15 protein-coding genes are annotated in these 16,259 nt (G+C 64.7%); 7 read left to right on the top strand and 8 right to left on the bottom strand.

Going from position 1 to position 16,259, the window contains the following annotated elements; genetic code table 11:
- Positions 1-43: 43 nt before the first annotated feature.
- The 7 genes from AC1RQP_RS20065 to AC1RQP_RS20095 all read right to left on the bottom strand — a co-directional run bounded on the left by AC1RQP_RS20065 (position 44) and on the right by AC1RQP_RS20095 (position 6,331).
- Positions 44-1,102: a YeiH family protein gene (locus AC1RQP_RS20065; protein ID WP_492938246.1), complete on the bottom strand. Its 1,059-nt coding sequence runs from the start codon at positions 1,100-1,102 to the stop codon at positions 44-46.
- A gap of 110 nt (positions 1,103-1,212) precedes the next feature.
- Positions 1,213-1,431 carry a hypothetical protein gene (locus tag AC1RQP_RS20070; RefSeq protein ID WP_194388310.1) on the bottom strand — a complete coding sequence of 73 codons (219 nt, stop codon included), beginning with the start codon at positions 1,429-1,431 and terminating at the stop codon, positions 1,213-1,215.
- A gap of 165 nt (positions 1,432-1,596) precedes the next feature.
- On the bottom strand, positions 1,597-2,310 hold the full coding sequence (locus AC1RQP_RS20075; RefSeq protein WP_239622544.1) for an ABC transporter ATP-binding protein: 714 nt from the start codon (positions 2,308-2,310) through the stop codon (positions 1,597-1,599).
- Positions 2,307-3,062 carry an ABC transporter ATP-binding protein gene (locus AC1RQP_RS20080; RefSeq protein WP_492938247.1) on the bottom strand — a complete coding sequence of 252 codons (756 nt, stop codon included), beginning with the start codon at positions 3,060-3,062 and terminating at the stop codon, positions 2,307-2,309. The genes AC1RQP_RS20075 and AC1RQP_RS20080 overlap by 4 nt, the downstream gene beginning before the upstream one ends.
- Positions 3,063-3,065: 3 nt before the next feature.
- Positions 3,066-4,085 carry a branched-chain amino acid ABC transporter permease gene (locus AC1RQP_RS20085; RefSeq protein WP_492938248.1) on the bottom strand — a complete coding sequence of 340 codons (1,020 nt, stop codon included), beginning with the start codon at positions 4,083-4,085 and terminating at the stop codon, positions 3,066-3,068.
- On the bottom strand, positions 4,082-4,984 hold the full coding sequence (locus tag AC1RQP_RS20090; protein WP_061883279.1) for a branched-chain amino acid ABC transporter permease: 903 nt from the start codon (positions 4,982-4,984) through the stop codon (positions 4,082-4,084). Before AC1RQP_RS20090 ends, AC1RQP_RS20085 begins: the two co-directional genes overlap by 4 nt.
- 87 nt (positions 4,985-5,071) lie before the next feature.
- Positions 5,072-6,331 carry an ABC transporter substrate-binding protein gene (locus AC1RQP_RS20095; protein WP_492938249.1) on the bottom strand — a complete coding sequence of 420 codons (1,260 nt, stop codon included), beginning with the start codon at positions 6,329-6,331 and terminating at the stop codon, positions 5,072-5,074.
- A 173-nt stretch (positions 6,332-6,504) separates the two neighbouring features.
- On the opposite strand from AC1RQP_RS20095, the gene AC1RQP_RS20100 reads away from it, so the two are divergent.
- The 3 genes from AC1RQP_RS20100 to AC1RQP_RS20110 are packed head-to-tail and all read left to right on the top strand — an operon-like array spanning position 6,505 to position 10,543.
- On the top strand, positions 6,505-7,998 hold the full coding sequence (locus tag AC1RQP_RS20100) for an AMP-binding protein (protein WP_492938250.1): 1,494 nt from the start codon (positions 6,505-6,507) through the stop codon (positions 7,996-7,998).
- Positions 7,995-8,636 (top strand): TetR/AcrR family transcriptional regulator, encoded by a 642-nt coding sequence (locus AC1RQP_RS20105; protein WP_492938251.1) that lies wholly within the window; start codon positions 7,995-7,997, stop codon positions 8,634-8,636. The genes AC1RQP_RS20100 and AC1RQP_RS20105 overlap by 4 nt, the downstream gene beginning before the upstream one ends.
- On the top strand, positions 8,633-10,543 hold the full coding sequence (locus AC1RQP_RS20110) for a flavin-containing monooxygenase (RefSeq protein ID WP_492938252.1): 1,911 nt from the start codon (positions 8,633-8,635) through the stop codon (positions 10,541-10,543). The genes AC1RQP_RS20105 and AC1RQP_RS20110 overlap by 4 nt, the downstream gene beginning before the upstream one ends.
- A 95-nt stretch (positions 10,544-10,638) precedes the next feature.
- Here the strand turns inward: AC1RQP_RS20110 and ald are convergent, their stop codons facing one another.
- Positions 10,639-11,754, bottom strand: a complete 1,116-nt coding sequence (gene ald, locus AC1RQP_RS20115) for an alanine dehydrogenase (protein WP_492938253.1) — start codon at positions 11,752-11,754, stop codon at positions 10,639-10,641.
- Between the two features lie 144 nt (positions 11,755-11,898).
- Here ald and AC1RQP_RS20120 point away from each other — a divergent pair, with 144 nt between their 5' ends.
- From AC1RQP_RS20120 to AC1RQP_RS20135, 4 genes are all read left to right on the top strand, one after another.
- Entirely contained in the window at positions 11,899-12,378 is a 480-nt protein-coding gene (locus AC1RQP_RS20120; RefSeq protein WP_028177176.1) for an Lrp/AsnC family transcriptional regulator, read from the top strand.
- A gap of 138 nt (positions 12,379-12,516) precedes the next feature.
- Positions 12,517-13,008 (top strand): (2Fe-2S)-binding protein, encoded by a 492-nt coding sequence (locus AC1RQP_RS20125; protein ID WP_194388319.1) that lies wholly within the window; start codon positions 12,517-12,519, stop codon positions 13,006-13,008.
- The gene (locus tag AC1RQP_RS20130; RefSeq protein WP_492938254.1) at positions 13,005-14,021 is read left to right on the top strand and encodes an FAD binding domain-containing protein; all 1,017 of its coding nucleotides are present in this window, start codon (positions 13,005-13,007) and stop codon (positions 14,019-14,021) included. The genes AC1RQP_RS20125 and AC1RQP_RS20130 overlap by 4 nt, the downstream gene beginning before the upstream one ends.
- Before the next feature lie 7 nt (positions 14,022-14,028).
- Positions 14,029-16,230, top strand: coding sequence for a xanthine dehydrogenase family protein molybdopterin-binding subunit (locus AC1RQP_RS20135; protein ID WP_492938255.1), 2,202 nt, complete (start codon positions 14,029-14,031; stop codon positions 16,228-16,230).
- Positions 16,231-16,259 lie beyond the last annotated feature (29 nt).

A 16,259-nucleotide genomic window follows, 5' to 3' on the forward strand; every position in this document is an offset into this window, starting at 1 on the left:
CGGGGGAAGTCCAGAGCGGCAGCGAGGCCGCGTCCTGTTCCGATCACTTGAACCAGTGCACCAGCGCGATGCTGATGCCGAGCAGCAGCAGCAGCGAGAGCGTGACGGCGGCCGTCACCCTGCCTCCGACATTGGCGAGCACGCGGACGTCGACACCCAAGCCGAGTGCGGCCATCGACACCACGGTGAGAAAACTGGTGATCTTCGTCACGGGGCCGACCACCGTCGCCGGCACGATTTCGAGGGAGCGCAGGGTCGCCAGCGCGAGAAAGCCGAGGATGAACCACGGGACCAGGCGGAAGAAGCCGACATTGGTCTTCTTGGCATCGGCCTGCCATCGCGAGGCGACCAGCGACAAGCCGACGACGACGGGCCCGAGCATCAGGACGCGCATCAGCTTGACCAGCGTGCCGATCTGGGTCGCGACGAGTCCGGCCGGCACCGTTGCGGCCAGCACCTGCGGCACCGCATAGACGGTGAGGCCCGCGAGGATGCCGTATTGCGTGGCCGACAATTGCAGCAGCGGGATCAGGAGCGGCAGGCCAAGCACCATCATCACGCCAAGGATGGCGGTGAAGGAGATCGAGGATGCGATCTCGTCGTTGTTGGCACCGATGATCGGCGCCACAGCAGCAATCGCCGAATTCCCGCAAATCGAGTTGCCGCAGGCGATCAGGATCGACAGGCGTGTCGACAGACCCAACAGACGGCTGAGACCGAAAGAGACACATAGCGCGATCACGACGACGGCCGCGATCGAGGCTAGGAGCGCGATGCCCGAGGCGGCGATCGCGGCGAAGCTGATCGAGGCTCCCAGCAGCATGACCGCGACCTCGAGCAGCTGTTTTGCGCTGAAGGCGATCCCGGTCTGCCACCGCGGCGCCGGCTTCCAGAAGCTGCGGAGCGCCATGCCGAGCAGGATCGCCATGACGAGCGCTTCGACATAGGGATGCTCGAACATACCCAGCTCGGCGCGCTCCAGCAGGGCGGAGACGCCGGCGACCAGAACGCAAAGGAGAATGCCGGGAATCAGCGCCGCAATGCGGCTTGCGGCTGTGGCCGGCTTGGCGTCGGCCGGGCTGGATGCTTGATTCTGCGACACAAACTTCTCCCTGAGGAGAAAGATTTATACGCAGCGCGGCCCGGGAGGGAAATAAGTTTTCGACATATCAGGCCCGAGGGGAGTTCTATCCTCAGCCCGGGTAACCAGCCTCAGAAGATCAGGCTCTTGGCGAGGGAAGCGACGCGGCTGAAGCCATCATAGACGCCGGGCTCGAAAAAGGCGGCACGGGCAAGCACGATACCCGCAACCAGCGACCAAAACAGGCCGGTGCCGGCGCGCAGCAAAAGCTTCGACGTACGCGACCGCGGCTGGGTGTCCGTCGCGGACACCAATTGCTCGCCGAAGGGTTCAAATCCGGTACGTTCCATGGCTCTGGCCAATCCATCAAATTCTGACGGGAATGTCGTCGTTTCGGCAGCAAACCGCAATGGAAGCGATTGGCGTTTTTGTCCTTGCGGAGGAAATCTCCTTCCGTCGGACGGGCGCGGAACGATAGTTTTCTTCTTTCGGCCTATTTGGACCCGGCACCCGACTCACAAAGCCAGATAGCGGCGCCGGATTGCCTCGTTGGCCCTGAGTTCGTCGATCCCGGCGGCATAGACGATCTGGCCCTTGTCGATGACGGTGGCGTGGCTCGCGAGCCCCAGGCAGAAATGCATGTTCTGCTCGGCGATCAGCACGGTCGATCCGAGCTGGCGGAGCTGCCGCAACAGCTCGCCGATCCGCTGCACGATGATCGGCGCGAGGCCCTCGCTCGGCTCGTCCAGCAGCAGCAGCGCCGGATTGCCCATCAGCGTGCGCGCGATCGCCAGCATCTGCTGCTCGCCGCCCGAGAGACGCCCGGCAATGCGATGGCGCAGCGGCTCCAGGAGCGGAAAGACCTCGTAGATGCGCTTGATCGGCCATTCGTCCTGACCGTCCGGTCCCTTCTTCTTCCCGATGACGAGATTGTCCTCCACCGTGTGCTCCGGAAAAATCTGGCGATCCTCCGGCACGAAGCCGAGGCCGGCGCGTGCGATGGTGTGCGGCTTAAGACCGGAGATCACGGTCCCGCGCAGGCTCACCCTGCCCCGCCGCGGCGGCGCCAACCCCATGATCGCCTTCATCGTCGTCGACTTGCCGGCGCCGTTGCGACCGAGCAGCGCCATCGTTTCGCCCTGCCGCACCGACAGCCCGACGCCGAACAGGATCTGGCTGGTGCCGTAATAGACATCGAGATCGGCGACTTCGATGACGGCGGTGCTCATACGGCGGCTCCCGCATGCTCGGTACCGAGATAGGCATCGATCACGGCGCTGTTGCTGCGGATCTCGTCGGGCGTGCCAGTGGCGAGGATGCGGCCGTAGCACAGCACGACGATCTTGGGTGCGATCTTGAACACGATGTCCATGTCGTGCTCGATGAAGACGACCGTAATCTTCTGGATTTCCCAGAGTTCGCGCACCTTGTCGATCATGCGCCAGCGCTCCTCCGGCCCCATGCCTGCGGTCGGCTCGTCAAGGAGCAGCACCTTCGGTTCGAGCACGAGCGCGAGCGCAATGTCGAGCAGCTTCTGGTCGCCATGCGACAGCGTCGCTGCCGTGCGATGACGCTTGCTCGCCAAACCCAGCAGCCCCATCACGTGTTCGGCGCGGTCGCGCGTCTCGGGTAGCGGGAAGCGCTTGTGCAGCACCGCGGAAGTGCGCTGATCGGCGCTGACGGCGGCGAGCATGGTTTCCTCTACCGTCAGCGACTTGAAGATGCTCGCGACCTGGAAGGCGCGGCCGATGCCGTACCGCACGATCTCGGGCGGCGAGCGGCCGGCAAGATCGACGCCGTCGAGCAGAACCTGCCCCGAATCCGGGCTCAAGGCGCCGGTGATCAGGTTGAAGAAGGTGCTCTTGCCGGCGCCGTTCGGCCCGATCACGGCGGTGAGCGAGCCGTCGGGGAAATCGAGCGAGACGTCGTTGGTCGCCTTCACGCCACCGAAGGATTTTGCGAGGTTGCGGATCTCGAGCATTGGCTAGCGCCCCTTGCCTGCATCGCGCCGATCCCAAAGCCATTCGGCGACGAAATCCAGCAGGCCCTTGCGCAGGCCCAGCGCGAAGAACAGGATGACCACGCCGAGCACGATGCCGTGATACTCGGTAAACCGCGTCACGGTGTCGTTGAGCAGGAGCAGCAACACGGTGCCGACCATCGGGCCGAGGAACGTCGAGACGCCGCCGAGCATGTTGATGAAGATGCCCTCGCCCGAGATCGTCCAATAGGCGAACTCCGGATAGGCGCCCGACACGAACAGCGCCATCACCATGCCGCCCATCGACGCGAACAGCGCGGCCAGCACGAACACGGTGAGTTTTGCGCGCCAGACGTCGATGCCGAGGAAGCTCGCGCGCGCGGCGTTGTCGCGGATCATGCGTAGCGTGTAGCCGAACGGCGACTGCGCGATCTGGCGCATCGCGAGCAGGCCGAGGATGAGCAGGGCGCAGCTCGTGACATAGAGATGGACATGATTGGACAGATCGATGCCGAGAAAGACGGGCCGCGGGATGCCGCCGCGCAGGCCCTGATCGCCGCCGGTGAACGAGGCCCAGGACAGGATGGTCGAGTGGATCAGCATCTGAAAGGCGAGCGTGACGAAGGCGAAATAGATCTCCTTCAGCCGCACGCAGATCGCGCCGATGACTGTCGCAAAGACCGCCGTGATGGCCAATGCCGCGACGAAAGCCACCGGAATCGGCACGCCGAGCTTCTGCATGATCAGGCCGAAGCTGTAGGCACCAAGGCCGAAGAACATGCCGTGCCCGAACGAGGTCAGGCCGGTGTAGCCGACCAGGAGGTTGAGCGAGGTCGCGAACAGACCATAGGCCGAGCAGCGGATGACGAAATCGAGCAGCGCCTTGCTGCCGGTGAACAATGGCAGGCTCGCCAGCACGGCAAAGGCGATCAGCGCGATCAGCACGTCGCGATAACGTTGCAGCACGGCACCGCTGCGCACCGGCACCAGCGTTTGCGCGCGTCCGGCCTCCAGCTCGGTCATGCCGCCTCCTTGCCGAACAGGCCGGTGGGCTTTGAGACCAGCACGATCACCATGAACAGATACATCAGGCCTTCCGTGAACAGGGGAAAACCGAGCGACCCGAAGGAGCGGATCAGGCCGAGCAGCAGCGCGCCGATCAGCGCGCCCAGGATCGAGCCCATGCCGCCGATCACCGTGACGATGAAGGACTCGATCAACACCGAGAAGCCCATGCCGGGAGTCAGCGAGCGCACTGGCGCTGCCAGCGCCCCGGCAAGGCCCGCCAGCATGCCGCCGAGCGCAAACACGCCGCCATAGATCAGGCCGGTGTTGATGCCGAGCGCCGAGACCATGCCGGGATTGTGCGCGGCCGCGCGGATCACCTTGCCGATGCGGCTGCGCGACAGGCCGATGCCGAGCACGATGGCGGCGAGAAGCGCGACACCGATCAGCAGCAGATAGTAAGGCGGCACCACGCCGCCGGCGATGAACAGCGGCATCACCTGGAAGGCCGCCGGCATGCCCATCGCCTTGAACTCGGGCCCCCAGATGATGCGCACGACGTCGTCGAAGATCAGCACGAAGGCGTAGCAGACGAGGAGCTGCATCAGGACGTCGGCGCCATAGACGCGGCTCATGAAGACACGCTCGAAGATCAGGCCGAGAACCGCGGTGCCGGCCGCGCCCGCGAGCATCGCCAGCGCAAAACTGCCGGTGAGCTGATAGGCCGTCATCGCGAAATAGGCGCCGAACATGTAGAAGGCGCCGTGGCTGAAATTGACCACCTTGAGCACGCCGAAGATCAGCGTCAGCCCGACGGCGACGAGGAACAGCAGCATGCCGATGATGAGGCCGCTGGTGGTTTGCGTCACCAGGCACGCGGAACTGGAGAGACAGCCGGCAAGCGCATCGAGATCCACGGGAGCACTTTCATTGCGACGCGCCTGACACGGCGCGGAAAAGGACACGACGGCGGAGACGGTCACCCGTCCCCGCCGCTTGCGCGATCAGGTATAGCCCTTGCTCTTCTTCCACTCGGCTTCCAGCTCGAAGATGGTCTTCCAGTCCCCGGCCTTGACTTCGGGCACGTACGGCTCCTGTGGGATCGTCGTGCCCCAGCCGATAGCGTAGCCGACGAGGGTGTGATCGTCGCCGCGCATGGTCACGGTGCCGTCGGCACCGAACGGGCACTTGATCGTGAGGCCCTTCAGCACCTCTGCGATCTTCTTGCCGTCGGCCGAGTTCGCCTTCTTCGCAGCTTCCGCCATCAGCATGATTGCGGTGGCATTCTCCCACGACCAGTTGGTCGGATATTCATTGAACTTTGCCTTGTAGGCATCGCCCCAGGCAGCATTCTCCGGCGCGGTCGGGAAAGTCTTGATGTAACGGTTGCCGGAGTGGATGCCCTTGGGCAGGTTCTTCACCACGGTGAGCGCAGTGTAGTCAGCCATATTGACCGCGAACACTTCCATCTGGCCGAACATCGCGTAGATGTTGGCCTGGTCGATATAGGAGGTGAGATCGCCGCCCCACAGGCAGGAATAGAGCGCCTGCGGTTTGGCTTGCAGGATCTTCGTCACCACCTCGGTGTAGTCAGGCTGGAACAGCTTCGGCCAGGACTCGCTGATGATCTCGACCTCGGGCGCGAAGCGCTTCAGATACAGCGTGAACTCCGCCGTGGTGTCGCGGCCATAGGCATAATCCGGCGAGCAGGTCGCCCATTTCTTCAAGCCCTTCGCCTTGGCGATCGCCGCGGCATAGCTGCCGCCGACGATGGAGTCGTGCACGCCCTGCCGCGCGGTACGGAACGCGTTGGGAATGCGCTGCTTGGGATCGGCGGTCAGCGCCGAGGTCTCCGAATTGGTGTGAATGCAGAAGACGCCGAGATCGCGCGCGACCTCGTGCACCGCGAAGGCGCCGGAGGAGGCTTCGGCATCGATCACGAGCTCGCAGCCGTCGGTGTTGACGAGCTCGCGCGCGACGCGGGCCGCTTCCTGCGGCTGGCCCTTGGAGTCGCGGATCACCATCTCGATCTGCCGGCCGGCGAGACCGCCGGCAGCGTTGACCTTCTCGACCTCGAGCATCACCGCATTGCGCGAGGACGTGCCGAGCTGCGCAACGCGGCCCGACAGGATCGTCGGCATTCCGATCTTGATGGTCTTGGCTTGCGCACGCGCCACCCAGGGCGCGGCAACACTCATCGCACCGGCGCCCATCAGCGCCAGTGTTGAACGGCGGCTGATGCCCGGCGTGCGGGTCCTCGTCATTTTCCCCTCCCTCTTTCGGGTCGGCGTTTCCTGATCCCTGTCGGAGATCGTCTCGTCTCCGTGTCTCGAAGGATTTCAGAGGTAGGGGGGTGACGTCAAGCCAAAGATGAATTACGAGTCAGAATTCATCAGGGAAGGAAACGAGGCCAGGAATTGGCCCGAAACCAGCGAAAATGATCAATCTGTCGAGCTTCATCGCCTTTCATGCCCGACGCACGCCGGCGCGGCCCGCGCTGAAATATCGCGGCGAGGAGATTTCCTACGCGGCCCTTGATGCACGCGTCCGCAAGGCCGCCGGTTGGCTCGCCGCGCAGGGCATCGGCCCCGGCGACGTCGTGGCCGTATTGATGAAGAACAGCGCGGCGTTCCTGGAACTGGTGTTCGCCACCAGTCATCGCGGCGCAGTCTTCTTGCCGATCAACTTCCGCCTCTCGCGCGATGAGGTCGGCTACATCGTCGGCAATGCCGGCGCGCGCCTGCTGATCGTCGATGAAGAGCTGGCAGCGAATGCCGCGGGCGCGAAGAGTGTCGTGCTCGATGAAGCCGCGCAGCACAGCGTCATGCGTCTCGCGAGCAGCGCTGCACCCGCGCCGATGCATCCGCACCAGTCATCGGACCTGATGCGGCTGATGTACACCTCGGGCACGACCGATCGCCCCAAGGGCGTGATGCTCTCTTACGATAATTTCTACTGGAAGTCCGCCGACCAGACGATTGCGCTCGGCCTCGGTGCCGAGACGCGGCTTCTCGTGGTCGGCCCGCTCTATCATGTCGGTGCACTCGACCTGCCGGGCATCGCCGTGCTCTGGCATGGCGGCTTCATCCGCATCGAACGCAGTTTCGAGCCGGAGACGGCGCTTGCGGCGATCGCCGAGGACAGGCTCAACGCCGCCTGGTTCGCGCCGGTCATGACCACGGCGATGCTCACCTGCCCCACCCGCGATCGCTACGACGTCTCCAGCCTGACATGGGCGATCGGCGGCGGCGAGAAGACGCCGGAGTTGCGCATCCGCGCCTTCTCCGAATACTTCCGCAACGCGCGCTATATCGACGCCTATGGCCTCACCGAGACCGTCGGCGGCGACACGTTCATGGAAGCCGGCCGCGAGATCGAGAAGATCGGCTCCACCGGCCGCGCCATTGCCCATGTCGAGATCGAGATCCGCGACGAGGACGGCAAGGTACTGCCACCGAACGTCAACGGCGAGATCTGCCTGCGGGGGCCGAAAATCACGCGCGGCTACTGGAAGGATCCGGACAAGACGGCCTCGGCCTTCTTCGGCGACTGGTTCCGCAGCGGCGACGTCGGCTATCTCGACGACGAGGGCTTTCTGTACCTGACCGACCGCAAGAAGGACATGATCATCTCCGGCGGCGAGAACATCGCCTCCTCCGAGGTCGAGCGCGTCATCTACGATCTGCCCGAGGTGCGCGAGGTCGCCGTGATCGGCCTGCGCGATGCGCGCTGGGGAGAGCGACCGGTCGCCATCGTCGTGCTGGCTGACGGCGCCAGCCTCGACCTCTCTGCCCTCACCGAACATTGCCGTGCGCGGCTGGCGAGCTTCAAGGTGCCGAAACAGCTCGTCGTCCGCGACAGCCTGCCGCGCAATCCAAGCGGAAAGATCCTCAAGCGCGTGCTGCGCGCCGAGCTGGAGACGTCTGAATGACGCAAGTGAACGCCAAGGTGACGAAGCTCAACCGCGTCGAGCGCAACGCCTGGACCAAGCAGAAGATCTTCGAGGCCGCCACCAAGGTCGTGGGCAGATACGGCTATGCCGAAGCCTCGGTCGCCCGCATCACCGAACAGGCCGGCGTCGCGCAGGGCACCTTCTACAATCATTTCGAGAATCGCCAGGAATTGCTCGACCAGCTCCTGCCCAAGATCGGTCTCGACATGGTCGAATTCATCCGCGCTCGCACCGGCACGGCGGATGCGGCACGGCAGGAGATCGCGCGCTTCTCCGCCTTCTTCGACTTCATCCGCGAGGTGCCGGAATTTCTGCGCATCCTCAACGAGGCCGAGTTCTTCGCACCGACCGGGTATCAGAAGCATCTCGACAACATTTCGGTCGCCTATGTCCGCATCCTGCGCCGGGCTCGTCTTGCGGGCGCGATCGAGGACTACAGCGATGAGGAATTCGAGGCGATCGTCCACATGCTGATGGGTGCGCGCGGCTATCTCAGCCGCCGCTATTCCTATTCGGAAAGCGGCGTCACCGCCGTTCCCGATCACGTCATCTCCGCCTATCGCAAGCTGATGACGCGCGGCCTCTTCACTGCCTTCGGAGATCAGGACACGCCATGAACATCGAATCTCCGCACAAGCCGCTCGACTTCGCCTCGGCGATCGCCGAGGGCGATATCCGTTGCCTGCTGATGGTGCTGGTGCACATGACCGGCGACGAGAAGTGGCTGGAACCGCCATACCTGCCCAAGCGCGATATCCGCCTGATCCCCGATCCCGAGGCCGGGGTGCCGCACGATATCCAGGATGAGATCCGCGCCGCCGTGGTCAAGCTCTTCGCCGAGGGGACGCCCAAGCCCGTCATCACCGACCCCGGCGAGGAATTACTGCTGAGAATGATGCGCGCCTGCCTCGGCGAGAACGTCGCGCCGGAATATGCGCCCCTGATGCGCGAAGAGATGGGCTTTGTGACGCGCGAGGCACGCTGGACGGCGCGCCCTTCCGACGAGAAGCTTGCGGACCAGCACGTACTGATCGTCGGCGCCGGTGTCTGTGCCATCGCGCTCGGCGTGGCGCTCGGCCATCTCGGCATCCCCTACACCATCGTCGAGAAGAACGAAGAACTCGGCGGCACCTGGTGGATCAACCGCTATCCCGGCTGCGGCGTCGATACGCCAAATCACTCCTATTCGTATTCATTCGGATCGCGCAATGCCTGGACGCGCTACTTCTGCCAGCGCGAGGAGCTGCTCGGCTATTTGCTGAAGGTCGCCGACGAATACGGCATCCGCAAGCATCTGCGCGTCAACACCGAGCTGACCTCGTCGCGCTGGGACGAAGGCAAGAAGCGGTGGATTTCGACGCTGAAGACAGTGAACGGCGAAGAGATCTTCGAGTCCACCGCGCTGGTCAGTGCCATCGGCCAGCTCAACGATCCCTCACGCGCCCGCTTCGAAGGCGAAGACAGCTTCAAGGGAACGATCCTGCATTCGGCATTGTGGTCCGACAACATCGACGTCGAGGGTAAGCACGTCGCCGTGATCGGCACCGGTGCCACCTCGATGCAGCTCGTGCCCGCGATCGCCGGCCGTGCAGCCTCGGTCACGGTCTACCAGCGCAGCGCGCAATGGGCTCGGCCGGTGAAGGGCTATGCCGACCCGATCAGCGAGGGCGCGCGCTGGCTGCTGGCGCATCTGCCATTCTATGTGCAGTGGTACCGCTTCAACATGTTCTGGCGCTACGGCGATGGCCTCCTGCCCTTCCTCCGCAAGGACCCGGCCTGGCCGCATCCCGAGCGCGCCGTCAACAAGGGCAACGACCGGCACCGCCAGGAGCTGACCGACTTCATCCTGTCGGAACTGCAGGGACGACCCGACCTGATCGAGAAATGCGTGCCGACCTATCCGCCCTATGGCAAGCGCATCCTGCTCGACAACAACTGGTTCAAGACTTTGAGGCGAGACGACGTCGAGCTCGTCACCGAGGCGATCGACCATTTTGACGAAAGCGGCATCGTCACCGCCGACGGCAGGCAGCGCCCGGCCGACATCATCGTCGTCGCCACCGGCTTCAAGGTGACGGAGATGGCTGCGCGCCTCAACATCAGCGGACGCGGGGGCACGAATCTGCGTGAAGCCTGGACCAACGACAATCCGACCGCGTTCCTCGGCCTCACCGTGCCGGGCTTTCCAAACTTCTTCTGCATGCTCGGTCCCAATTCAGGGCCGGCCCATGGCGGCAGCGTCATCTTTCAGTCGGAATGCCAGAGCCGCTACATCTCGGCATGTCTCGTCGACATGATCGAACGAGACATCGCCGCGATCGATGTCCGTCAGGACGTGCTCGACGAGTATGTCCGCAAGGTCGATGCCGAGCACGAGGCGATGATCTGGACCCATCCGGGCATGAGCACCTACTACCGCAACAGCAGTGGCCGCGTGTTCTCGGCGATGCCGTGGCGTTTCGTCGACTACTGGCGCATGACGCATGATCCCGATTTGGGGCAGTACAAGCTGACGAAGGCGTGAAGCAATCTGTTAGCACTGACTGTGGCCGACGCTCAAATTGCGCTCGACCCACATCGTCATTGCGAGCGAAGCGAAGCAATGACCGGGGGCGGCCTTTACGCCGCCAGCCCGCTCCCAACGGGGGCGAATTCCAGCCCGAGGCTCTCTGCCACTGCCTTGTTCGTAATCCGGCCGCGATGCACGTTCAGGCCGTTGCGCAAATGCGGGTTCTCCAGCACCGCTGCAAACCCCTTGTTCGCGAGCGTCAGTCCGAACGGCAGCGTCGCATTGTTCAGCGCCTGACTCGAGGTCACCGGCACCGCGCCCGGCATGTTGGCGACGCAATAATGCACGACGCCGTCGACCTCGTAGGTCGGCTCGGCGTGCGTGGTCGGATGAGAGGTCTCGAAGCAGCCGCCCTGGTCGATCGCGACGTCGACCAGCACGGCCCCCGGCCGCATCGATTTCAGCATGGCGCGCGTGACGAGCTTCGGCGCACTGGCGCCCGGCACCAGCACTGCACCGATCACGACGTCGGCGGCGAACACCTCGTCCTCGACCGATTCAATGGTCGAGAAACGCGTGCGCACGCGTCCGGCAAAGAGATCGTCCAGTTCGCGCAAGCGCGGAATCGAGCGGTCGATCACGGTGACTTCGGCACCGAGGCCGGCCGCCATGCGCGCAGCCTGCGTTCCGACCACGCCGCCGCCGAGCACGACGACGCGCGCCGGCTGCACGCCCGGTACGCCGCCCAGGAGCAAGCCGCGACCGCCGGCCGAGCGCTTGAGCGCGGCGCCGGCGGCCTCGATGGCGAGGCGGCCGGCGACTTCGCTCATCGGGGCGAGCAGCGGGAGATGACCGCTCGCATCCGTGACGGTCTCATAGGCGATCGCGGTGCAGCCGGAGTCGATCAGGCCCTTGGCCTGCTCCGGATCCGGCGCAAGATGAAGATAAGTAAACAGGATCTGGCTCTCGCGGAGCTGGGCCCATTCGCTCTTCTGCGGCTCCTTGACCTTCACGATCATCTCGGACTTGGCAAAGATCTCGCGGGCGGTCTCGGCAATGGCCGCCCCTGCCCGCCGATACATCTCGTCGGACGCGCCGATGCCACTGCCGGCGCCGGTCTCGACCGTCACCTGGTGCCCGGCGGCGACATACTCGCGGACGGCGCCCGGGGTGAGCCCGACGCGATATTCCTGCACCTTGATCTCCTTGGGCACACCGACGCGCATCCCGAGCTCCCTTGCCAACGCACTGATTCCGCTTATTCATCGTAGCGACGGCGCCCGTTTGGTTTCGTGCAAATATCCGCTAGGTTCGGCACGCGCGCGCCGGTTTCCGGCGCAAAGGTGCCCTTTCACGCTGGAAACGAAACCTTGGCCCTCGACCGGAAAGACCTTGCGATCCTCGCGGAACTCACGACCAATGCGCGGGCCAGCCACACCGAGCTTGCCAACAAGATCGGCCTGTCGAGCACGGCGCTGGCGCGGCGGCAGAAGGCGCTGGAGGACGACGGCTACATCCAGGGCTACCAGGCCACGCTCGACCTCGCCCAGTTCGGCCTCACCACCACCGTGCTGGTTCGCATCGCGCTGGAGAGCCAGAGCGACGATGCGCTGAAGGCGTTCGAGGCGGAGGTGGTGAAATGCCCCTCGGTCGTGCGCTGCTTCCTGATGTCGGGCACCGACGACTACATCCTGATCGTGCTCGCCCGCGACATCCAGGATTTCGAGCGGATCCACCGCACCGAGCTGTCCCGCCTGCCCCGCGTCGCGCGCGTGCAATCGAGCTTCGCACTACGCGAGATCGTCAACCGCGCGGTGCCGACCGTGGTGTTCGGGGAGACGAAGCGCTGACCGCGTCCGTCCCAACCGGAGAAGCGGTCGGGAACCAAGCAGCCCGTCATCCGTTGGGCGCTATTGGCCAGCGGCGGCAATGCATCCTCGCGTCACAGCCTCGGTTGCCCGGCTCGGCCTTTCCGCAGGGAACAGACCATGGCCGACATCGCGGATCAGACCCCCGAACGCATTCCGATCAACCTCGTCGTCAATGGCGCAAGGCGCACACTCGAGGTCGCGCCGTGGACCACGCTTCTGGATGCCCTGCGTGACCGCCTGGAGTTGACCGGCACCAAGAAAGGCTGCGATCACGGCCAATGCGGCGCCTGCACCGTGCTGATCGACGGAAGACGGGTCAATTCCTGCCTGACCCTCGCCGTCATGAAAGATGGCGCTGAGATCACGACGATCGAAGGCCTTGCCAAGGACGGCGCGCTGCATCCCCTGCAACAGGCCTTCATCGACCATGACGCCTTTCAGTGCGGCTATTGTACGCCGGGACAGATTTGCTCGGCGGCCGGCCTGCTGGCCGAAGGCCGTGCGCGGGATGCCGACGAGATCCGGGAGCTGATGAGCGGAAATCTCTGCCGGTGCGGCGCCTACCCCAACATCGTGGCTGCGATCGAACAGGCAATGAGCCGGTCATGAACAACTTCCAATATTCCCGCGCAAGCGACGTCCCCGACGCCATTCGCCTGCTCGACGCCGATCCAGGCGCGAAGCTGATTGCCGGCGGCACCAACCTGATCGACCTGATGAAAGAGAACGTCGAACGGCCCTCGCGGCTGATCGACATCTCCCGCCTCCCGCTCCGCGACATCGAGGAGACTGCCGACGGCGGCCTGCGCATCGGCGCCTTGGTGCCGAATTCGGATCTCGCCTATCATCCGCTGATCGAGCAGCGCTATCCCCTGCTCGCCAGCGCCATCCTGGCAGGTGCCTCCGCGCAACTGCGCAACATGGCCTCGGTCGGCGGAAATCTGATGCAGCGAACGCGCTGCGCCTACTTCTATGACACGACGACGCCTTGCAACAAGCGAAGTCCCGGCACGGGCTGCTCGGCAAGCGATGGTCTCAACCGGAACCATGCAATCCTCGGCACCAGCACGTCCTGCATCGCGACCAATCCCTCCGACATGAGCGTGGCGCTGGCGGCGCTCGGTGCGCTCGTCCACATTGCAGGCGCCAACGGTCAGCGCACCATCGCGCTGACCGATTTCCATCGGCTGCCGGGTGATACGCCTCACCGAGATACGAATCTCGGCAGCGGCGAGATCATCATCGCAATCGAGCTGCCGCCGCGCGGCTTTGCCCGGAACTACAGCTACCTGAAGATCCGCGACCGGCTGTCCTACGCCTTCGCCTTGGTCTCGGTCGCAGCCGCGCTCGAGCTGGAAGGCAACGCAATCGGCGAAGCGCGCCTGGCGCTCGGCGGCGTTGCTCACAAGCCCTGGCGAAGTCCGGAAGCCGAAGCGGCATTGCGCGGCCAGGCGGCAACACCGGATCATTTCGGGCGCGCCGCTGACCTGCTGCTGCAGGGAGCAACCGCTCGCTCGCACAACGGGTTCAAGATCGAGCTCGCGCGCCGAGCCGTCGTGCGGGCGCTGATCCAGGCCACAAGCGCCAGACCGCAATCACAAGCTCACAAGAAGATCGCATGAGGGCCCGATGAACGCCTATGTCGGAACACCAACGTCGCGCGTCGACGGCCGGGCCAAGGTCACTGGAGCTGCGAAGTATGCCGGCGAGTTCACCGCCGAGGGCCTGGTCCATGGTTTCGTGGTGGCGGCCACCATACCGCGCGGTCGTATCGTGCGGCTCGACACCAGCGAAGCGCTGAAGGTGGCTGGAGTGCTCGACGTGCTCACGCACGCCAATCGTCCTTCCCTCGCCGACAGGGACGAGGCCTGGAAGGACGAGGTGGCCCCGGAGGGTTCGCCCTTCCGGCCGCTATATGACGACTTGATCAGGTTCAACGGGCAGCCGATTGCTCTCGTCGTTGCCAAAGAATGGGAGACCGCGAAGTACGCCGCAACGCTGGTGCGGATCGATTACGAGCAGGATGGGTTTGCAACCGATCTCGAGGCCGAGCGCGGCAGTGCCCGCGAGATGGACAAGCCGCACAAGCCCCGCGGCGACGCCAAAGCAGCGCTTGCGGCCGCCCCCCTGCGGCACGAAGCGGACTACCTCATTCCGACCGAGCATCACAATCCGATGGAGCTCTATGCGACGACGACGGTCTGGGAAGGCGACGGCAAGCTCACGGTCCACGACAAGACCCAAGGCGTCCAGAACGTGCAGAAGTTCCTCTGCGGTGTCTTCGACAAGAAGCCCGAGGAGGTCCGCGTGCTTTCGCCCTATGTCGGCGGCGCATTCGGTTCCGGGCTGCGGCCGCAATACCAGGTGGTGCTGGCGACGCTGGCCGCGCTCGCACTCAAGCGCTCCGTCCGCGTCGTGCTGACACGGCAGCAGATGTATGGGCTTGGCTATCGGCCGATGACCATCGAGCATGTCGCGCTCGGGGCAAGGCCCGACGGCACGCTCGATGCCGTCAGCCACGAAGCCATTGCCGTTACCTCACGCTACGAGGATTTTTCGCGCAATGATACCGGCTGGGCCGAGCAGCTTTACAAGAGCCCCAACAGCCACTTTTCCCACAAGCTGGTTGACCTCGACGTTTCGACGCCCTGCGACATGCGCGCCCCGGGCGCGGCAACGGGCGTCTTGGCCCTCGAATGCGCCATGGACGAACTGGCCGTCGCGCTGAAGCTGGATCCGATCGAGCTGCGCCTGAAGTGCTACTCGGATCGCGACCAAAGCGAGGACCTCCCCTACACCAGCAAGCAGTTGCGCGAATGCTACGCCCGCGGCGCGGAAGCCTTCGGCTGGGCCCGGCGCACCCACGCGCCGCGCTCCATGCGCGACGGCAAGGAACTGGTCGGCTGGGGCATGGCGACGGGGGTGTGGGAGGCGCTGCAGATGCCGGTCGCCGTCCGGATCGTGCTGACGGCCAACGGCCATGCCGAGGTCTCCTGCGCCGCGTCCGATATCGGCACCGGCACGTACACCATCGTGGCGCAAGTGGCGGCCGATGCTCTTGGGCTGCCGATCGAGAACATCAGCGTCAGGCTCGCCGACTCGACCTTGCCGCAAGCCCCTGTCGAGGGCGGCTCCTGGATGGCGGCGTCCAGCGCGCATGCCGTATTGGGGGCGGCCGAAGACATTCGCCAGGAGCTCGCACGTCTTGCAAAGGCAATGCCGGGCTCGCCGCTCGCTAACCTCGACGCCGCCAACGTGACCCTGGTCGACGGTATGATCGCCAGCAACGGCAAGGACGGGGCTGCCGTCTCGATTGCGGATGTCATGCGCCACGGCGAGCTCGAGCGGATCGAAAAGGAGAAGCTCAACCAGTTCGCGGAAGATAAATCGCATGCCCGCAACACGCATTCGGCGGTTTTCGCCGAGGTGAAGGTCGACGAGGAGCTGGGTGTCATCCGCGTCACGCGGGTCGTGAGTGCAGTCGCGGCCGGGCGCATCCTGAACACCAAGACGGGCCGCAGCCAGATCATGGGCAGCGTGGTCTGGGGGATCGGGATGGCGCTGCACGAGGAGACGGTGATGGATCACCGCTTCGGCCGCATCATGAATGCGAACATCGCGGAATACCACATTCCCGTGAACGCCGACATCCACGATATCGACGTCATTTTCGTCGATGAGCCCGACGGCCGGATCAACAGGATGGGCATCAAGGGTCTCGGCGAGATCGGCATCGTCGGCGTGCCTGCGGCGATTGCAAACGCCGTCTATCACGCCACCGGCAAGCGCATCCGCCGCTTCCCGATCACGCTGGACAAGCTGCTGGACTGAGGCCGCAAACACGCGAACATTCCCGCGGC

The organism is Bradyrhizobium sp. GW821-FHT13H06 (assembly GCF_058803975.1).

Excerpts from the sequence above, each read along its gene's own strand:
- AC1RQP_RS20070 (WP_194388310.1), bottom strand. The coding sequence starts at position 1,431 with ATGGAACGTACCGGATTTGAACCCTTCGGCGAGCAATTGGTGTCCGCG.
- AC1RQP_RS20075 (WP_239622544.1), bottom strand. The coding sequence starts at position 2,310 with ATGAGCACCGCCGTCATCGAAGTCGCCGATCTCGATGTCTATTACGGC.
- AC1RQP_RS20080 (WP_492938247.1), bottom strand. The coding sequence starts at position 3,062 with ATGCTCGAGATCCGCAACCTCGCAAAATCCTTCGGTGGCGTGAAGGCG.
- AC1RQP_RS20085 (WP_492938248.1), bottom strand. The coding sequence starts at position 4,085 with ATGACCGAGCTGGAGGCCGGACGCGCGCAAACGCTGGTGCCGGTGCGC.
- AC1RQP_RS20095 (WP_492938249.1), bottom strand. The coding sequence starts at position 6,331 with ATGACGAGGACCCGCACGCCGGGCATCAGCCGCCGTTCAACACTGGCG.
- AC1RQP_RS20100 (WP_492938250.1), top strand. The coding sequence starts at position 6,505 with ATGATCAATCTGTCGAGCTTCATCGCCTTTCATGCCCGACGCACGCCG.
- AC1RQP_RS20105 (WP_492938251.1), top strand. The coding sequence starts at position 7,995 with ATGACGCAAGTGAACGCCAAGGTGACGAAGCTCAACCGCGTCGAGCGC.
- AC1RQP_RS20110 (WP_492938252.1), top strand. The coding sequence starts at position 8,633 with ATGAACATCGAATCTCCGCACAAGCCGCTCGACTTCGCCTCGGCGATC.
- ald (WP_492938253.1), bottom strand. The coding sequence starts at position 11,754 with ATGCGCGTCGGTGTGCCCAAGGAGATCAAGGTGCAGGAATATCGCGTC.
- AC1RQP_RS20125 (WP_194388319.1), top strand. The coding sequence starts at position 12,517 with ATGGCCGACATCGCGGATCAGACCCCCGAACGCATTCCGATCAACCTC.
- AC1RQP_RS20130 (WP_492938254.1), top strand. The coding sequence starts at position 13,005 with ATGAACAACTTCCAATATTCCCGCGCAAGCGACGTCCCCGACGCCATT.
- AC1RQP_RS20135 (WP_492938255.1), top strand. The coding sequence starts at position 14,029 with ATGAACGCCTATGTCGGAACACCAACGTCGCGCGTCGACGGCCGGGCC.